At 72.4% G+C, this 16,447-nt stretch carries 12 protein-coding genes; 9 read left to right on the forward strand and 3 right to left on the reverse strand.

From position 1 onward, the window contains the following. Window positions 1–4: 4 nt before the first annotated feature. The 9 genes from ABZ565_RS09565 (at window position 5) to ABZ565_RS09605 (ending at window position 10,971) form a co-directional block, all read left to right on the forward strand. The gene (locus tag ABZ565_RS09565) at window positions 5–1,999 is read left to right on the forward strand and encodes a CocE/NonD family hydrolase (RefSeq protein ID WP_361022719.1); all 1,995 of its coding nucleotides are present in this window, start codon (window positions 5–7) and stop codon (window positions 1,997–1,999) included. A 115-nt stretch (window positions 2,000–2,114) separates the two neighbouring features. After that, a complete protein-coding gene (fahA, locus tag ABZ565_RS09570; RefSeq protein WP_361022722.1) occupies window positions 2,115–3,347 on the forward strand; it encodes a fumarylacetoacetase in 1,233 nt (410 codons plus the stop codon). Between the two features lie 153 nt (window positions 3,348–3,500). Further along, window positions 3,501–4,271, forward strand: coding sequence for a GntR family transcriptional regulator (locus tag ABZ565_RS09575; RefSeq protein ID WP_361022725.1), 771 nt, complete (start codon window positions 3,501–3,503; stop codon window positions 4,269–4,271). A gap of 42 nt (window positions 4,272–4,313) precedes the next feature. Further along, window positions 4,314–4,541, forward strand: coding sequence for a ferredoxin family protein (locus ABZ565_RS09580; RefSeq protein WP_018101329.1), 228 nt, complete (start codon window positions 4,314–4,316; stop codon window positions 4,539–4,541). Window positions 4,542–4,555: 14 nt separating this feature from the next. Continuing rightward, the gene (locus ABZ565_RS09585; protein WP_361022728.1) at window positions 4,556–5,923 is read left to right on the forward strand and encodes an ABC transporter substrate-binding protein; all 1,368 of its coding nucleotides are present in this window, start codon (window positions 4,556–4,558) and stop codon (window positions 5,921–5,923) included. Beyond that, entirely contained in the window at window positions 5,920–6,786 is an 867-nt protein-coding gene (locus ABZ565_RS09590; RefSeq protein WP_361022731.1) for an ABC transporter permease, read from the forward strand. Before ABZ565_RS09585 ends, ABZ565_RS09590 begins: the two co-directional genes overlap by 4 nt. Further along, window positions 6,783–7,538, forward strand: coding sequence for an ABC transporter ATP-binding protein (locus ABZ565_RS09595; protein ID WP_361022734.1), 756 nt, complete (start codon window positions 6,783–6,785; stop codon window positions 7,536–7,538). Before ABZ565_RS09590 ends, ABZ565_RS09595 begins: the two co-directional genes overlap by 4 nt. A 24-nt stretch (window positions 7,539–7,562) precedes the next feature. Continuing rightward, entirely contained in the window at window positions 7,563–10,277 is a 2,715-nt protein-coding gene (locus ABZ565_RS09600; protein ID WP_361022736.1) for a fumarate reductase/succinate dehydrogenase flavoprotein subunit, read from the forward strand. Window positions 10,278–10,362: 85 nt separating this feature from the next. Further along, window positions 10,363–10,971, forward strand: a complete 609-nt coding sequence (locus tag ABZ565_RS09605; protein WP_361023373.1) for a Uma2 family endonuclease — start codon at window positions 10,363–10,365, stop codon at window positions 10,969–10,971. Between the two features lie 23 nt (window positions 10,972–10,994). Here ABZ565_RS09605 and recQ read toward each other — a convergent pair whose 3' ends face one another. The 3 genes from recQ to ABZ565_RS09620 all read right to left on the reverse strand — a co-directional run bounded on the left by recQ (window position 10,995) and on the right by ABZ565_RS09620 (window position 16,446). Further along, on the reverse strand, window positions 10,995–13,049 hold the full coding sequence (gene recQ / locus ABZ565_RS09610; protein WP_361023376.1) for a DNA helicase RecQ: 2,055 nt from the start codon (window positions 13,047–13,049) through the stop codon (window positions 10,995–10,997). A gap of 164 nt (window positions 13,050–13,213) precedes the next feature. Next, window positions 13,214–14,878, reverse strand: a complete 1,665-nt coding sequence (gene nuoN / locus ABZ565_RS09615) for an NADH-quinone oxidoreductase subunit NuoN (protein ID WP_361022739.1) — start codon at window positions 14,876–14,878, stop codon at window positions 13,214–13,216. Beyond that, a complete protein-coding gene (locus ABZ565_RS09620) occupies window positions 14,875–16,446 on the reverse strand; it encodes an NADH-quinone oxidoreductase subunit M (protein WP_361022742.1) in 1,572 nt (523 codons plus the stop codon). Before ABZ565_RS09620 ends, nuoN begins: the two co-directional genes overlap by 4 nt. Window position 16,447 lies beyond the last annotated feature (1 nt).

Genomic DNA, 16,447 nt, shown 5'->3' on the forward strand with positions numbered 1-16,447 from the left:
GCCCATGCACATCCAGACCGCGTTCCCGTACGAGACGACCCGCGAGGACCTCTACATCCCGCTGGCGGACGGCACCCAGCTGTACGCCCGGATCTGGCGGCCGGTCACGGACGAACCCGTGCCCGCCCTGCTGGAGTACCTGCCGTACCGGCTGAGCGACTGGACCGCGCCGCGCGACTGGCAGCGCCACCCCTGGTACGCCGGACACGGCTACGCCTCCGTCCGGGTGGACGTGCGCGGCCACGGCAACAGCGAGGGCATGCCGGGTGACGAGTACGACGCGACGGAGCTGGCCGACGGGGTCGCGGTCGTCCACTGGCTGGCCCAGCAGGAGTGGTGCTCGGGCCGGGTCGGCATGTTCGGGATCTCCTGGGGCGGCTTCAACTCGCTCCAGATCGCCGCGCTGGCCCCGGAGCCGCTGAAGGCGATCGTCACGGTGTGCTCGGCGGACGACCGCTACGACAACGACGTCCACTACATGGGCGGCTCGGTCCTCGCCGTGGACATGCACGCCTGGGCGGCGACCATGCTGGCCTTCGTCTGCCGGCCGCCCGACCCGGCGGACGTCGGCGACGACTGGCGGCAGATGTGGCTGGACCGGCTCGAAGCGGTGGACCCCTTCATCCACACCTGGCTCTCCCACCAGACCCGGGACGCCTACTGGAAGCACGGCAGCGTCTGCGAGGACTACTCCGCGATCGAGGCGAACGTCCTCGCGGTCGGCGGCTGGCACGACCCGTACCGCGACACCGTCCTCCGGCTGGTCGAGCACCTGGACCCGGCGAAGGTGCGCGGGATCATCGGCCCCTGGTCGCACCAGTACCCGGACCGGGGGCTGCCGCCCGGACCGGGCATCGGCTTCCTCCAGGAGACCCTGCGCTGGTGGGACCAGCACCTGAAGGACGAGGACACCGGGGTGATGGAGGAGCCGCTGCTGCGGTCCTGGATCAGCGAGTCGCACCGGCCCGCCACGGTGTACGAGACGCTGCCCGGCCGCTGGGTCGGGGAGACCAGCTGGCCGTCGGAGAACGTCACCCCGGTCGCGTACGCCCTCCAGGGCGGACCGCAGATCGTCCACTCGCCACAGCAGACCGGCCTGGACGCGGGGAGGTTCTTCCCCTTCGGCAACGACGCCGACCTGCCGCCGGACCAGCGGGACGAGGACGCCAAGTCGCTCTGCTTCGAATTCCCGGTCGCCGACGCGCCGATCGAGATCCTGGGCCGGCCCAGGGTGAGCCTCCGCATCACGATGGACGTCCCGCGCGGCCAGGCCATCGCCCGGCTCTGCGACGTCGCCCCCGACGGCTCCTCCACCCTCGTCACGCGCGGCGCGCTCAACCTCGCCGCCCGGGGCGGCCGGGACCGCACCGAGGACTGGACCCCCGGCGCCACCGAGGACGTCACCTTCGAGCTGAACGGCATCGGGCACACCTTCCCGCCCGGCCACCGCATCCGGCTCGCCGTCTCGTCCTCGTACTGGCCCTGGATCTGGCCGCAGGCGGGCTCGGCGGGCTTCACCCTGGAGGCGGACGGCAGCCTCGTCGAGCTCCCGGTGCGGCAGCACACGGAGGACCCCGCGATCCGCTTCGAGGAGCCGGAGCAGTCCGAGCCGCTGGGCGTGGTGTACCCGGAGACGCTGGACGCGCCGCGGCCGGAACGGCTCGTCGTCCGCGATGTCGCCAAGGGCGAGTGGCGGATGGAGGTCGACCCCCGCTACGGCGGCACGCGCGTCTACCCGGACGGGCTGGAGTTCACCGAGGACGCGGTGGAGACGTACACGATCCAGGAGGGCGACCCGCTCTCCGCGCGGACCCGGTCCGACTGGACGATCCGGCTGCACCGGCCGGAGATGTCCTGGGACGTGCAGATCGACACCCGCTCGGAGATCACCGCCGACGCGGACGACTTCCACACCGTCAACGAGGTCGTCTGCACCGAGGGCGGCGAGGTCGTCTTCCACCGGACCTGGGAGAAGAGCATCCCGCGAACTTCCGGGTGACGTCGCATGTGAGGCGTACTTTCCGGGGCATTGGGGATGGTTGGGGCACTGCCCTCCGGCAGTCCTCCCGACGTAACGTTGTCCCCAAGCGACCCGGAAAGCGAGGCAGCGACCCATGCCCGAGCAGAGCAGCCCGCTCGATGTGGCCGAGGGCCATCCCTTCGGCCCGCACAACCTGCCGTACGGCGTGTTCTCCACCCCCGACCGCCCGGGCGAGCGGCGCGTCGGCGTCCGCATCGGCGACCACGTCCTGGACGCCGGGGCCGCCGCGCTCGCCCTCGGTTCGCCGTACGCCCGGCTGCTGGCCCAGCCCGACCTGATGCCCCTGCTCGCCGCCGGGCGCACCGCCTGGCGCGATGTGCGCCGGGCGCTGACCGCATGGGTCACGGTCCCCGCGCACCGCGCGGACATGGAGCCGCTGCTGCATCCGCTGGACACGGTCACGCTCCATCTGCCCTACCGGGTCGCGGACTACGTGGACTTCTACGCGAGCGAGCACCACGCCACCAACGTGGGCCAGATCTTCCGGCCGGACGCCGACGCGCCGCTCACCCCCAACTGGAAGCACCTGCCCATCGGTTACCACGGACGCGCGGGGACCGTCGTGGTCTCCGGCACCGATGTGGTGCGCCCGGCGGGCCAGCGCAAGGCACCGGCCGACCCGGTGCCCGTCTTCGGCCCGTCCGTGAAGCTGGACATCGAGGCGGAGGTCGGCTTCGTCGTCGGCACCCCGTCCGAGCAGGGCAGGCCCGTCGCCCTCACGGACTTCCGCGAGCACGTCTTCGGGCTCTCGCTGCTCAACGACTGGTCGGCGCGCGACATCCAGGCGTGGGAGTACGTGCCGCTCGGCCCGTTCCTCGGCAAGTCCTTCGCGACCTCCGTCTCCGCCTGGGTCACCCCACTGGAGGCCCTGGACGCCGCCCGCACCACCCCGCCCGCCCGCGACCTCCCCCTCCTCCCCTATCTGGACGACGCGGACGAGGACGAGCCCGGCGGCTACGACCTGCGGATCTCCGTCGCGATCAACGGGCACGTCGTCGCGGAGCCGCCGTTCTCCACGATGTACTGGACGGCCGCCCAGCAGCTCGCCCAGATGACGGTCAACGGCGCCTCGCTGCGCACCGGCGACCTCTTCGCCTCCGGCACGGTCAGCGGCGCCGAGCCGTCTCAGCGCGGGTGCCTCCTGGAGCTGACCTGGAACGGCCGCGACCCGCTGGAACTGCCCGAGGGCAAGCGGACGTTCCTGGAGGACGGCGACACGGTGACGATCACCGCCTGGGCCCCGGGACCGGACGGAACCCGGGTGGGGCTGGGCGAGGTGACGGGGCGGGTGGTGGCCGCGGGGTGACGGGGGCGGGGTCCGCATCGCGGACCGCCCGGGTGGCGGATCTTTCCCCGGCCGCCCACATCACCGCAGGTCACGGGCGCCCCGCCGGGGTCCGTTGATGGCGCAACACTGCGGCAACACCAACTCCCGTACGCCGTCGGTATGGTCCACCGCATGCCAGCCGAACGCACCCGCGAGCACACCGTGCCCGTCGCCGCCGCCCGCCGGCGCCGGCTGCGTGCGGACGGCGCCCGGCTCCTCGCCGACCTGCTGCGCCACCAGGTGCGCACGGGCGCGTTCCCCGGTGGCGTCCTGCCGTACGAGGACACCATCGGGCGCGACTACCGCGTCTCGCGCAACACCGTCCGCCAGGCCCTCGACCTGTTGCGCGGGGAGGGGATGGTCGAGCGGCAGCCGGGCGTCGGCACGGTTGTCGTCGCCGAGAAGTATCCGCACGCGCTCGACCGGCTCCAGGGTCTGGCGGAGACCCTGCGCGAGCACGGCCGGGTCACCAACGAGGTCCGCACGGTCGGGCCCGTACCCGCTCCGGCCCCGGTCGCCCGGCGGCTCGGTCTCGCTGAGCACACCGATGTGCTCTACATCGAGCGCCGCCGCCTGCTGAACGGGCTGCCGCTCTCCCTCGACCTCACCTACGTCCCGATGGACGTCGGCACCGGGCTGCTCGGCGCCGACCTGGAGAACACCGACGTGTTCCGGCTGCTGGAGTCCCTGACCGGGCAGCGGCTGGGTGACGCCGACGTCACCCTGGAGGCCGTCAACGCCGACGCGCACTCCGCCGCCGTCCTGGAGGTCCCGCGCGGATCCGCCGTCCTGATGCTGGAGCGGCTGACCCGGCTCGCCGACGGCCGGCCGGTGGACCTGGAGTTCATCCGCTTCCGCGGTGACCGCATCAGCATGAACGGCGTGCTGCGCCGCGCCTGTTGAACCAATCCCACCCATTCGGAAGACCTTCCCTGGAGCCCCGCCATGCCTCTGGCGCCCCAGCGGGCCGACGTGCCCGTGACCATCGACGAGTCGAAGTGCATCGACGGATGCACCCTGTGCGTCGACATGTGCCCGCTCGACTCCCTGGCCATCCACCAGGACAGCGGCAAGGCGTACATGCACGTGGACGAGTGCTGGTACTGCGGCCCGTGCGCCGCCCGCTGCCCCACCGGGGCGGTCACCGTCAACATGCCCTATCTCCTGCGCTGAAAGGCCCCGACTCCATGCGACGCACAGCACCCGGCGCACTGGCCGGCGCCGCGCTGCTCCTCACGCTCACCACGGGCTGCGGCGGCGGGGCGAGCGCGGACGACAGCGGTACGGTCACGGTGACCGTCGGCTATCAGTCCCGGACCATCAACACCGTCACCGCCGGCACCCTGCTGCGGTCCCTCGGCTACTTCGAGGACGAGCTGCGCAAGCGCGGTGCGCGAGACGGTGTCACGTACAAGGTGAAGTGGCAGGACTACGCCACCGGCGCCCCGATCACCGCCCAGATGACCGCCGGAAAGATCGACATCGGCTCGATGGGCGACTTCCCGCTGCTGATCAACGCGGCCCGGGGCGTGCAGCTGAAGCGCCCCACCCGGCTCGTCTCGGTCACCGGCTACAACCTGGCGGGCGGCCTCAACACCGTGGTCACCGCCCCCGGTTCCCAGCTCCGCTCGCTCACCGACCTGCGCGGCAAGAAGGTCTCCACGAGCGTCGGTTCGGCCGCCGACGGCACCCTCGTACGCGCCCTGCAACAGGCCGGGCTCGACCCCGAGAAGGACATCCGCAAGCTCAACCAGCAGCCCGCCGTGGGGGCTTCGGCGCTCCAGGCGGGCAGCGCGGACGCGTTGTCGCAGTTCGTGGCCTGGCCGGGGCTGCTCGCCTTCCAGGGCCGGGCCGAGGCGCTGTACGACGGCGCGGAACTCAACCTGCCGACCTTCCACGGCGTCACGGTCAGCGAGGACTTCGCCGAGAAGCGGTCCGCCGTGGTGGAGGACTTCCTGCGCGCCCAGGGCCGGGCGACGGCCTACCTCCACGAGCACCCCGTCGCCGCGTCGGAGTCCGTCGCGAAGGCCACCGGGCTGCCGGCGGAGGTCGTGCACCTCTACAACGGCGCCCAGGGCATCGCCACCTTCGACACCACGCTGAAGCCAGCGCTCATCGTCGCCCTGAAGAAGGACGTCCCGGTGCTGGCCTCCGCGAAGCTCGTCGGTGACGTGGACGTGGACGCCTTCGTGGACGACCGGTACATCAAGCGGGTGTACGGCTCCGGCTACGCGAAGGCCCTCGCCGCCGGGCCGCCCGCCCGGCGCGGCGGAGAGGTCTGGCTGAAGGGCAAGGACGCCACCACGGCCTTCGCCACCTCCGCCGAACTGCTGCGGTACGCGGCCGCGCACCGGGATCAGGTCCGGGCGGCGTACGTCCCCGACGCGAAGACCGGCACGCTGTGGTTCGCGGACCGCGCGGTGTGGGTCGAGGACGGCTCGGCACTGCGGCCGTACGTCACCGGGTCGGCGGCCCGCGCCGATGTCGCGGCGCACCCCGGCGCCCGGACCGTCTCCTACGCCGACGCGCTGAAACGCGCCGGGACCGCGTCATGAGCGGGCGGTGGTACGGCCCCGCGCGGCGGGTGCTCTCACTGGTCGCGGTGCTCGGGCTGTGGCAGGCGCTGACCACGTACGACATCAATCTGTGGCTGCGCTTCGAACAGTTCCCGACGGCCGGCGAGGTCGCCCGCGCGTTCGCGGACCGGGTCGCGGGCGACGCGTACTGGCAGGACCTCACCGACAGCCTGACCCGGATCGTCACCGGCTTCGCGCTGGCCGCCGTCCTCGGGGTCACCGTCGGCACCGCCGTCGCCCGCTCCCGGATCGCCGCCGATCTGCTGGGCCCGGTCCTCGAAGTGCTGCGGCCCGTCCCGGCCATCGCGCTGGTCCCGGTCGCGATCCTGCTCTTCCCGAGCAACGAGCAGGGCATCGTCTTCATCACGTGCACGGCCGCGTTCTTCCCGGTCATGGTCTCCACCCGGCACGCGGTGCGGGCGCTGACCCCGGTGTGGGAGGAGGCCGTCCTGACCATGGGCGGCGGCCGGCGGCGGGTCCTGTGGTCCGTGGTGCTGCCCGGCGCGCTCCCCGGCATCCTCGGCGGCCTGTCCGTCGGGATCGGGGTGTCGTGGATCTGCGTGATCTCCGCCGAGATGATCTCCGGCGAGTACGGGGTCGGTTACCGGACCTGGCAGGACTACACGGTGGTCGACTACCCGGGGGTCTTCGTCGGCATGGCCACCATCGGCCTGCTCGGCTGGCTCACCTCCACCGCGGTGGAGCTCCTGGGCCGGCGGCTGACCCGCTGGCTGCCGCGTACGGAGAGCCGCCCGGCCACCCCCGCGCGCCGGCGCCGCCCCACCCCGGCGGCGCCCACCGCCCCCTCGGTCCGTACGGCACAGGAACGGGTGCGCTCATGACGACCACCACGCCTCCGACCACGACCACGCACGGGCTGCGGCTCACCCTGCGCGGCGCCACGCTCGGCCGGGCCGGTGCGCCGGTCCTGGACGGCATCGACCTCGATGTCGTGCCCGGCGAGATCCTGGCCGTCGTCGGCCCGTCCGGCTGCGGCAAGTCCACGCTGCTGCGGACCCTGGCCGGGCTGCTTCCGGCCCTCGGCGGCGAGGTGGGCGAGGACGGCGCGCCCGTCACCGGACCCCGCGCCGAACGGGCCCTCGTCTTCCAGGACGACGCGCTGCTGCCCTGGCGCACGGTCCGGGCCAACGTCGAACTGCCCCTAGCCATCCGGGGCGTGGGACGCGCCGAGCGCCGGACCCGCGCCGAGGAGTGGCTGGCCCGGGTCGGGCTCGCCGAGCACGCGGCGAAGCTGCCGCACCGGATCTCCGGCGGGCAGCGCCAGCGCGTCCAGCTGGCCCGGGCGCTCGCGGCGGGTCCCCGGGCGGTCCTGATGGACGAGCCGTTCGGTGCGCTGGACGCCCAGACCAGGGCCGGCATGCAGCAACTCCTGGTCGATGTGCTCCGGGGCAGCGGCGCCACGGTGGTGTTCGTGACGCACGACGTGGACGAGGCGCTGTTCCTGGGCGACCGGGTGGCGCTGCTGCCGGGCGGGCGGGTGCTGCCGGTGCCACGCCCGCGCGAACGGGCCGCGCACACCGACCCGGCGACGGTCGCGCTGCGCCGCGAGGTCCTCGAATCCCTCACCCCCTGAAACCTCTTCCGGAAAGGCACTCCCGTGCAGATCCCCGCCCTCGCGGACGCCGAGGAACTCTCCTGCGACGTGCTGGTCGTCGGCGGCGGTACGGCCGGCACGATGGCGGCCCTCACCGCCGCCGAGCACGGCGCGTCCGTCCTCCTCCTGGAGAAGGCACACGTCCGCCACTCCGGCGCGCTCGCCATGGGTATGGACGGCGTGAACAACGCGGTGATCCCGGGCCGGGCCGAACCCGACGACTACGTCGCGGAGATCACCCGCGCCAACGACGGCATCGTGGACCAGTCCACCGTCCGGCAGACCGCCGTCCGGGGCTTCGGCATGGTGCGGCGCCTGGAGTCGTACGGGGTGAAGTTCGAGAAGGACGAGCACGGCGAGTACGCGGTCCGGCAGGTCCACCGCTCCGGCTCGTACGTCCTGCCCATGCCCGAGGGCAAGGACGTGAAGAAGGTCCTCTACCGGCAGCTGCGGCGGCGCGAGATGCGGGAGCGCATCCGCATCGAGAACCGGGTCATGCCGGTGCGCGTGCTCACCGGCGACGACGGCCGGGCGATCGGCGCGGCCGGCTTCAACACCCGCACCGGGCAGTTCGTCACGGTCCGCGCGGGGGCCGTGATCCTCGCGACGGGCGCCTGCGGCCGGCTCGGACTGCCGGCCTCCGGATACCTCTACGGCACGTACGAGAATCCGACCAACGCGGGTGACGGCTACGCCATGGCGTACCACGCGGGCGCCGAGCTGACCGGTATCGAGTGCTTCCAGATCAACCCGCTGATCAAGGACTACAACGGCCCGGCCTGCGCGTACGTCGCCAACCCGTTCGGCGGCTACCAGGTCAACCGGCACGGCGAGCGCTTCGTGGACTCCGACTACTGGTCGGGCCGGATGATGGCGGAGTTCGCGGCGGAGGTGGCCTCCGACCGGGGGCCGGTCTACCTCAAGCTCAGCCATCTCCCGGAGGAGTCCGTCAGCGCGCTGGAGACGATCCTGCACTCCACGGAGCGCCCGACGCGCGGCACCTTCCACGCGGGGCGCGGTCACGACTACCGCACCCATGACATCGAGATGCACATCTCCGAGATCGGCCTCTGCGGCGGCCACTCCGCCTCCGGCGTCCGTGTGGACGACCACGCCCGCACCACGGTGGACCGCCTCTACGCGGCCGGTGACCTGGCGTGCGTCCCGCACAACTACATGATCGGCGCGTTCGTCTTCGGCGACCTGGCGGGCGAGGACGCGGCCCGGTTCACGGCGTACGAGGGCGAGTTGCCCGCCGACCAGCTGCGGGCGGCGCACGAGCTGATCTACCGGCCGCTGCGCCATCCGGACGGGCCGCCGCAACCCCAGGTCGAGTACAAGCTGCGCCGCTTCGTGAACGATTACGTGGCTCCGCCGAAGTCCGGGGCCCGGCTGTCGATCGCTCTGGAATCGTTCGAGCGGATGCGGACGGACCTCGCGGAGATGGGCGCGACGACCCCGCACGAACTGATGCGGTGCGCGGAGGTGTCGTTCATCCGCGACTGCGCGGAGATGGCCGCCCGCTCCTCGCTCGCCCGTACGGAGTCCCGCTGGGGGCTCTACCACGAGCGCACGGACCACCCGGAGCGGGACGACGCGGACTGGTTCCATCACCTGGACCTGTACAAGTCGGCGTCCGGGGCGATGGAGTTCACCGCGCGCCCGGTGGCGCCGTACCTGGTCCCGGTGGAGGGGTTCGCCCCGGCCGGGGGGCCGGTGCGGCGGATCGGCGCGGTGGAGCCGGTGGGGGTGGGGACGGCGGGGGCGCGGGAGGCTGCGCCGGTGTCGGTGCGTGTTCCCGTGGCGGCGGCCTCCGAACCGGCCGTCTCCACCTCGCCGCGCATCCTTGAGCTGTTGGCGCTGGGCGAGGGCGAACCGGACCTGGCGTCGCTCGCCCCGTACCTGGACGACCCGGACCCCGCCGTGCGCCGGGCCGCCGTCGCCGCGCTCACGGAGTCCACCCCGCCGGGCGCGGGCCCGGCGCTGGCCACGGCCTTGGGCGACCCGTCCGCCGCCGTGCGCGCGGCCGTCGCGGCGTCCCTGCGCGAACTGGTCGAGGTCCTGCCCCCGTCCCCGGAGCTGCGCACCCCGTTGGTCGCCGCGCTCTCCTCGGCCGACGCGGTGGTCCGGGCCGCCGCGCTGGACACCCTGCGGGCGCTGCGGCTGGGCGACGCGGAGCTGTACGCGGGCATGCTGGGCGACCCGGATGCCGGCGTACGGGTGGAGACCGTGCGGGCGCTGGTCTCGGTGGACGCGGTGCAGGGCCTGTCCCGTGCGACGGCCGACCCGGCCCGAGAGGTCCGGGTCGCGGTGGCCAAGGGCCTGGCCGCCGTCCGCCTCCCCGGCCCGGCCCCGCTCACTCCACTGCTTGACGACCGGGACGCTCTGGTCCGCGCGGCGGCCCTGGGCGCGCTGGCGGAGACGGGCTGCCCGGCGGGGTACGCCGAGCGCGCGGCGGCCGCGCTGGACGACCCGGCCTGGCAGGTCCGCGCGGGCGCGGCGAGGGCCCTGACCTCGGCGGACCCGTCGCAGGCGGTGGCCCCGCTGGCCGCCGCCCTGGACGACCCGAACGCGGACGTCCGCAAGGCGGCGGTGCTGGCACTGCTGCGTCACGGGGACGCGCCGGGGGCCCGGGAGGCGCTGGCGGGGGCGGTGGCGGACCCGGACGCGGATGTGCGGGCCTATGCGGGGCGGGGGGTGGCGGTCAAGGGCGCGTGAGTCGTTCACACGTTCAGGGGAGCCGCTTCCGGTTCCCGGCGGATACGCTGAAAGCTCCCGCGAGACTCCGTCCATGGGAGCACTGATGAGCGTCGGCCCCGAGGCCCCGGAACCGCGGTGGGCGGTCCCGCCCGAGGGCGGCTGGACCGCCGATGACCTGGACACACTCCCGAATCTGCCTCCGCACACGGAGCTGATCGACGGGAGCCTTGTCTTCGTGGGTCCGCAGACCCTTTTCCATTCGCGGGCGGTTGACATCTTCAACTGGCAGTTGCAGTCACTGGCACCTCCCGGCCTGGAGGTCGTGCGTGAGTTCACGATCGACATCGACCGCTACAACCGGCCCGAACCCGACGTGATCGTCGTCGACGGCGAGGTCATCCAGGACCCGAGCCAGACCCGCTTCCCCGCCGCATCCGTCCAGCTGGCCATCGAGGTCGTGTCGCCGGAGTCGCGGTCGCGGGACCGGGAGACCAAGCCGATGAAGTACGCCCGTGTGAAGATCCCGCACTTCTGGCGGGTGGAGAACCACGACGGCCGTGCCGTGGTCTATGTATTCGAGCTGGAGCCCGCCACCGGCGCGTACACCTCGACCGGGATCTTCCACGACCGGATGAAGGTGTCCGTCCCGTTCCCGGTCGACCTCGACCTCGGCGCCATCACGCCGCGCCGCCGGGCGGCGGACCCGCAGTAGGCCCGCCGCGCGGCCCACCCGTCTCACTCGTACTCCGGGGGCTCCTCGTCCCAGCCGAACTCGGCGTCGTCGAAGGCGGACGGCTGGGCGGGCACGGCAGCCGGTGCGGGCTTCCGGACGGGGGCAGGGGCCGGGTCGGCCGGGGCGGGGGCCGCCTGCGCCGGGGGCGCCGGGGCTTCCGCAGCTGCCGGGGTGTCGTCCGTGTCGAGCCCCGCCAGGACCTCCAGCACCCCCTCCCCGTACGTCGCGAGCTTCTTCTCGCCCAGACCGCTGATGCCGCCCAGCTCGCCCAGGGTCGTCGGGCGGACCGTGGCGATCTCACGCAGGGTCGCGTCGTGGAAGATCACGTAGGCGGGGAGGCCCAGCTCCTTGGCCTGGGCGGCGCGCCAGGCGCGCAGGGCCTCGAAGACGGGGAGGGCCGTCTCCGGGAGATCGGCGGCGGCCGCCGCCTTGGGCTTGCGCTCACCCCGGGAGGAGGACGCGCGGGCGGTCGTCGGCTTCTTCGGTTCCTTGCGGAGCTGGACCTCACGCTCGCGGCCGAGGACCTTGCCGCTCTCCTTGGTCAGGACCAGCGTGCCGTACTCGCCCTCGACGGCGATCAGGCCCTGAGCGAGGAGCTGGCGGACCACGCCGCGCCACTCCGCCTCGGCCAGGTCCTCGCCGATGCCGAACACCGACAGCTGGTCGTGGTCGAACTGGATGACCTTGGCCGTGCGGCGGCCGAGCAGGATGTCGATGATCTGGCCCGCGCCGAACTTCTGACCGCGCTCCCGCTTCAGCCGTACCACCGTGGACAGCAGCTTCTGCGCGGCCACCGTGCCGTCCCAGGTCTCGGGCGGGGTGAGGCAGGTGTCGCAGTTGCCGCAGGACTCGGCCGCGGGCTCCTGGCCGAAGTACGTGAGGAGCTGGGCGCGGCGGCACTGGGCGGTCTCGCACAGGGCGAGCATGGAGTCCAGGTGGGCGGCGGCCCGGCGGCGGAACGCCTCGTCGCCCTCGCCGCCCTGGATGAGCTTGCGCTGCTGGACGACGTCCTGGAGGCCGTACGCCATCCACGCCGTGGACGGGGCACCGTCGCGGCCGGCCCGGCCGGTCTCCTGGTAGTAGCCCTCGACGGACTTCGGGAGGTCCAGGTGGGCGACGAAGCGGACGTCCGGCTTGTCGATGCCCATGCCGAAGGCGATCGTGGCGACGACGACCAGGCCCTCCTCGCGCAGGAAGCGGGACTGGTGGGCCGCGCGGGTCCCGGCGTCGAGCCCCGCGTGGTACGGGACGGCCTCGATGCCGTTGCGGCAGAGGAATTCGGCGGTCTTCTCCGTGGACGCCCGGGAGAGGCAGTAGACGATGCCCGCGTCCCCGGCGTGCTCCTCCTTGAGGAAGGCGAGCAGCTGCTTCTTCGGGTCTGCCTTGCCCACGATCCGGTACTGGATGTTGGGCCGGTCGAAGCTGGCCACGAAGTGCCTGGCGTCGGGCATGCCGAGCCGCTGGGTGATCTCGCGGTGCGTGGCGCCGGTCGCCGTGGCCGTCAGGGCGATGCGCGGCACGTCCGGCCAGCGCTCGCCGAGCACGGACAGGGCGAGGTAGTCGGGGCGGAAGTCGTGGCCCCACTGGGCGACGCAGTGCGCCTCGTCGATCGCGAAGACCGAGACCTCGCCCCGGGCCAGCAGCGCGAGCGTGGAATCCAGCCGCAGCCGCTCCGGGGCCAGGTAGAGGAGGTCCAGCTCGCCCGCGACGAACTGGGCCTCCATCGAGCGGCGCTCGTCGAAGTCCTGCGTGGAGTTGATGAAGCCGGCCCGCACGCCGAGCGCGCGCAGCGCGTCGACCTGGTCCTGCATGAGGGCGATCAGCGGGGAGATCACGACGCCGGTGCCCCGCCGGACCAGCGCCGGGATCTGGTAGCAGAGGGACTTGCCGCCACCGGTTGGCATGAGCACGACGGCGTCCCCGCCGGCCACCACGTGGTCGACGATCGCCTCCTGCTCGCCGCGGAACGCCTCGTAACCGAAGACGCGGTGCAGCGTGCGCCGGGCCTCGCTCTCGGTCGCGGCGGCGGCCCCGCCCGTGCTCACATCCGTGGTCATGCCCGTCACGCCCGTCCCGCTCATCGCTCTGTCCCCCGCTACCGGTCCCGCTGCGTCCCAGCGCTCCCCTGCCACGATAGGCGCCGCCTGTGACAACGCCGGACGGGCTTGACTTCCCGAAGGAAGGTCAAGCCCGTCCGGCGTGCTCGTGCGGCCGCTTCCGGCTACCTCACGAACGTTCCCGCCTGGCCCGCCAGGTCCAGGAAGTACTGCGGGGCCACGCCCAGGACCACGGTCACGGCGACGCCGATCGCGATCGTCGTCATCGTCAGCGGGGACGGGACGGCGACCGTGGGGCCGTCCGCCTTCGGCTCGCTGAAGAACATCAGCACGATGACCCGGATGTAGAAGAACGCGGCGATCGCCGAGGAGATCACACCGACCACGACCAGGCCGCCCGCGCCGCCGTCCGCCGCCGCCTTGAACACCGCGAACTTCCCGGAGAAGCCCGAGGTCAGCGGGATACCGGCGAAAGCCAGCAGGAACACCGCGAAGACCGCCGCGACCAGCGGCGAGCGCCGGCCGAGCCCGGCCCACTTCGACAGGTGCGTCGCCTCGCCGCCCGCGTCCCGTACCAGCGTGACGACGGCGAAGGCGCCGACCGTCACGAAGGAGTACGTGCCGAGGTAGAAGAGGACGGACGAGATGCCGTCGGGGGTGGCCGCGATCACACCGGCCAGGATGAACCCGGCGTGCGCGATCGAGGAGTAGGCCAGCAGCCGCTTGATGTCGGTCTGCGTGATCGCGACGACCGCGCCGCCCACCATCGTGACGATCGCGACGCCCCACATGACCGGCCGCAGGTCCCAGGTGAGCCCGGGCAGCACCACGTACAGCAGGCGCAGCAGCGCGCCGAACGCGGCGACCTTCGTGGCGGCGGCCATGAAGCCGGTGACCGGGGTCGGGGCGCCCTGGTAGACGTCCGGGGTCCACATGTGGAACGGGACGGCGCCGACCTTGAAGAGCAGGCCGGTGAGGATCATCGCGCCGCCGATGAGCAGCAGCGCGTCGTTGCCCATGGTGTCCGCGAGCGCCGGGTCGATCTTCTGGATCGAGCCGTCGACCACGGTCGCGATCTGCGCGTACGAGACGGAGCCCGCGTACCCGTAGAGGAGGGCGATCCCGAAGAGCAGGAAGGCCGAGGAGAACGCGCCGAGCAGGAAGTACTTCACGGCCGCCTCCTGCGACATCAGCCGCTTGCGGCGGGCGACGGCGCACAGGAGGTACAGCGGGAGGGAGAAGACCTCCAGGGCCACGAACAGCGTCAGCAGGTCGTTGGCCGCCGGGAAGACCAGCATGCCCGCCACCGAGAAGAGGACGAGCGGGAAGACCTCGGTGGTGGTGAAGCCGGCCCGGACCGCGGCCTTCTCGCTGTCGCTGCCGGGGATCGACGCGGCCTGCGCGGCGAAGGAGTCGACCCTGTTGCCGTGCGACTCGGGGTCGAGCCGGCGCTCGGCGAACGTGAAGACCGCGACCAGGGACGTCAGCAGGATGACGCCCTGGAGGAACAGGGACGGTCCGTCGACCGCGATGGCGCCCATCGCGGCGATGTGCGCCTTGGTCGTCCCGTAACCGCCGGCCGCGAGGCCGACCACCGCGGCGAACGCGGCGACCAGCGCGACGACGGTCAGGAACACCTGCGTGTGGTACCGGGCCCGGCGCGGCACGAACGCCTCGACCAGGACGCCGATGACGGCGACGCCGATCACGATCAGGACCGGCATCAGCTGGGTGTACTCGATGACGGGGGCCGTGAACTTCTCGTCCGGGGCGGCGGATGTCACCCCGCCCGCCGTCGTCCACAGGCTGTGGACAGCTGTTGCGCTCACTTGGCGGCCTCCACCTCGGGCTGGGGGTCCTTCTTCTGTACGTCCGACATGGTGTGCCGCACCGCCGGGTTGACGATGTCCGTCAGGGGCTTCGGGTAGACACCCAGGAAGAGCAGCAGCGCGATCAGCGGGACGACCACCACGAGCTCACGGGCCTTGAGGTCCGCCATGCCCTGCACCTCGGCCTTGACCGGGCCGGTCATGGTGCGCTGGTAGAGGACCAGGACGTAGATCGCGGCGAGCACGATGCCGGTGGTGGCGATGATGCCGACCGCCGGATACGCGGCGAACGCGCCGACCAGGACCAGGAACTCGCTGACGAACGGGGCGAGCCCCGGCAGCGAGAGCGTCGCCAGACCGCCGATCAGGAAGGTGCCGGCCAGGACCGGGGCCACCTTCTGCACCCCGCCGTAGTCCGCGATGAGGCGCGAACCGCGCCGGCTGATCAGGAAGCCCGCGACCAGCATCAGCGCGGCCGTCGAGATGCCGTGGTTGACCATGTACAGCGTCGCGCCCGACTGGCCCTGGCTGGTCATCGCGAAGATGCCCAGGATGATGAAGCCGAAGTGCGAGATGGACGCGTAGGCGATCAGCCGCTTGATGTCGCGCTGGCCGACCGCGAGCAGCGCCCCGTACACGATGCTGATCAGCGCCAGGACCAGGATCACCGGCGTCGCCCACTTGCTGGCCTCCGGGAAGAGCTGGAGGCAGAAGCGGAGCATCGCGAACGTGCCGACCTTGTCGACCACGGCGGTGATCAGCACGGCGACCGGTGCGGTCGCCTCGCCCATGGCGTTGGGCAGCCAGGTGTGCAGCGGCCACAGCGGGGCCTTCACCGCGAAGGCGAAGAAGAACCCGAGGAACAGCCACCGCTCGGTGCCGGTCGCCATGGAGAACGTGCCGTTGGCCCGGGCCTCGGCGATCTCGGAGAGCGAGAACGAGCCCGCGACCACGTACAGGCCGATCACCGCGGCCAGCATGATGAGGCCGCCGACCAGGTTGTAGAGGAGGAACTTCACGGCGGCGTACGAACGCTGCGCCGCCGCGTTCTCGTCGCTGCCGGTGTGCGCCCGGTCCCCGAAGCCGCCGATGAGGAAGTACATCGGGATGAGCATGGCTTCGAACAGGATGTAGAAGAGGAAGACGTCGGTGGCCTCGAAGGAGAGGATCACCATCGCTTCGACCATCAGGATCAGGGCGAAGAAGCCCTGGGTGGGGCGCCAGCGCGAGGAGTTCGTCTCCAGGGGGTCGGCGTCGTGCCAGCCGGCCAGGATGACGAACGGGATCAGCAGGGCGGTGAGCGCCATGAGCGCGACGCCGATGCCGTCGACGCCCAGCTCGTAGCGGACGCCGAAGTCCTTGATCCAGGCGTGCGATTCGGTGAGCTGGAAGCGGTCGCCGCCGGGCTCGAAGCGGGCGAGCGCGATGCCCGCCAGGACGAGCGTGGCCAGCGAGAAGACCAGCGCCAGCCATTTGGCGGCGGTGCGCCGGGCGGCCGGGACGGCGGCGGTGGCCACCGCGCCGATCGCCGGGAGCGCCGCCGTCGCTGTCAGGAGGGGAAAGGACATG

This window comes from Streptomyces sp. NPDC016469 (genome assembly GCF_040632905.1).
Lineage (GTDB): Bacteria > Actinomycetota > Actinomycetes > Streptomycetales > Streptomycetaceae > Streptomyces.

What these genes read in the sequence shown, in the direction of transcription:
- ABZ565_RS09620 (WP_361022742.1), bottom strand. Translation starts at nt 16,446, where the DNA reads ATGTCCTTTCCCCTCCTGACAGCGACGGCGGCGCTCCCGGCGATCGGC.
- ABZ565_RS09590 (WP_361022731.1), top strand. Translation starts at nt 5,920, where the DNA reads ATGAGCGGGCGGTGGTACGGCCCCGCGCGGCGGGTGCTCTCACTGGTC.
- ABZ565_RS09565 (WP_361022719.1), top strand. Translation starts at nt 5, where the DNA reads ATGCACATCCAGACCGCGTTCCCGTACGAGACGACCCGCGAGGACCTC.
- ABZ565_RS09580 (WP_018101329.1), top strand. Translation starts at nt 4,314, where the DNA reads ATGCCTCTGGCGCCCCAGCGGGCCGACGTGCCCGTGACCATCGACGAG.
- ABZ565_RS09585 (WP_361022728.1), top strand. Translation starts at nt 4,556, where the DNA reads ATGCGACGCACAGCACCCGGCGCACTGGCCGGCGCCGCGCTGCTCCTC.
- recQ (WP_361023376.1), bottom strand. Translation starts at nt 13,049, where the DNA reads ATGACCACGGATGTGAGCACGGGCGGGGCCGCCGCCGCGACCGAGAGC.
- ABZ565_RS09595 (WP_361022734.1), top strand. Translation starts at nt 6,783, where the DNA reads ATGACGACCACCACGCCTCCGACCACGACCACGCACGGGCTGCGGCTC.
- ABZ565_RS09575 (WP_361022725.1), top strand. Translation starts at nt 3,501, where the DNA reads ATGCCAGCCGAACGCACCCGCGAGCACACCGTGCCCGTCGCCGCCGCC.
- fahA (WP_361022722.1), top strand. Translation starts at nt 2,115, where the DNA reads ATGCCCGAGCAGAGCAGCCCGCTCGATGTGGCCGAGGGCCATCCCTTC.
- ABZ565_RS09605 (WP_361023373.1), top strand. Translation starts at nt 10,363, where the DNA reads ATGAGCGTCGGCCCCGAGGCCCCGGAACCGCGGTGGGCGGTCCCGCCC.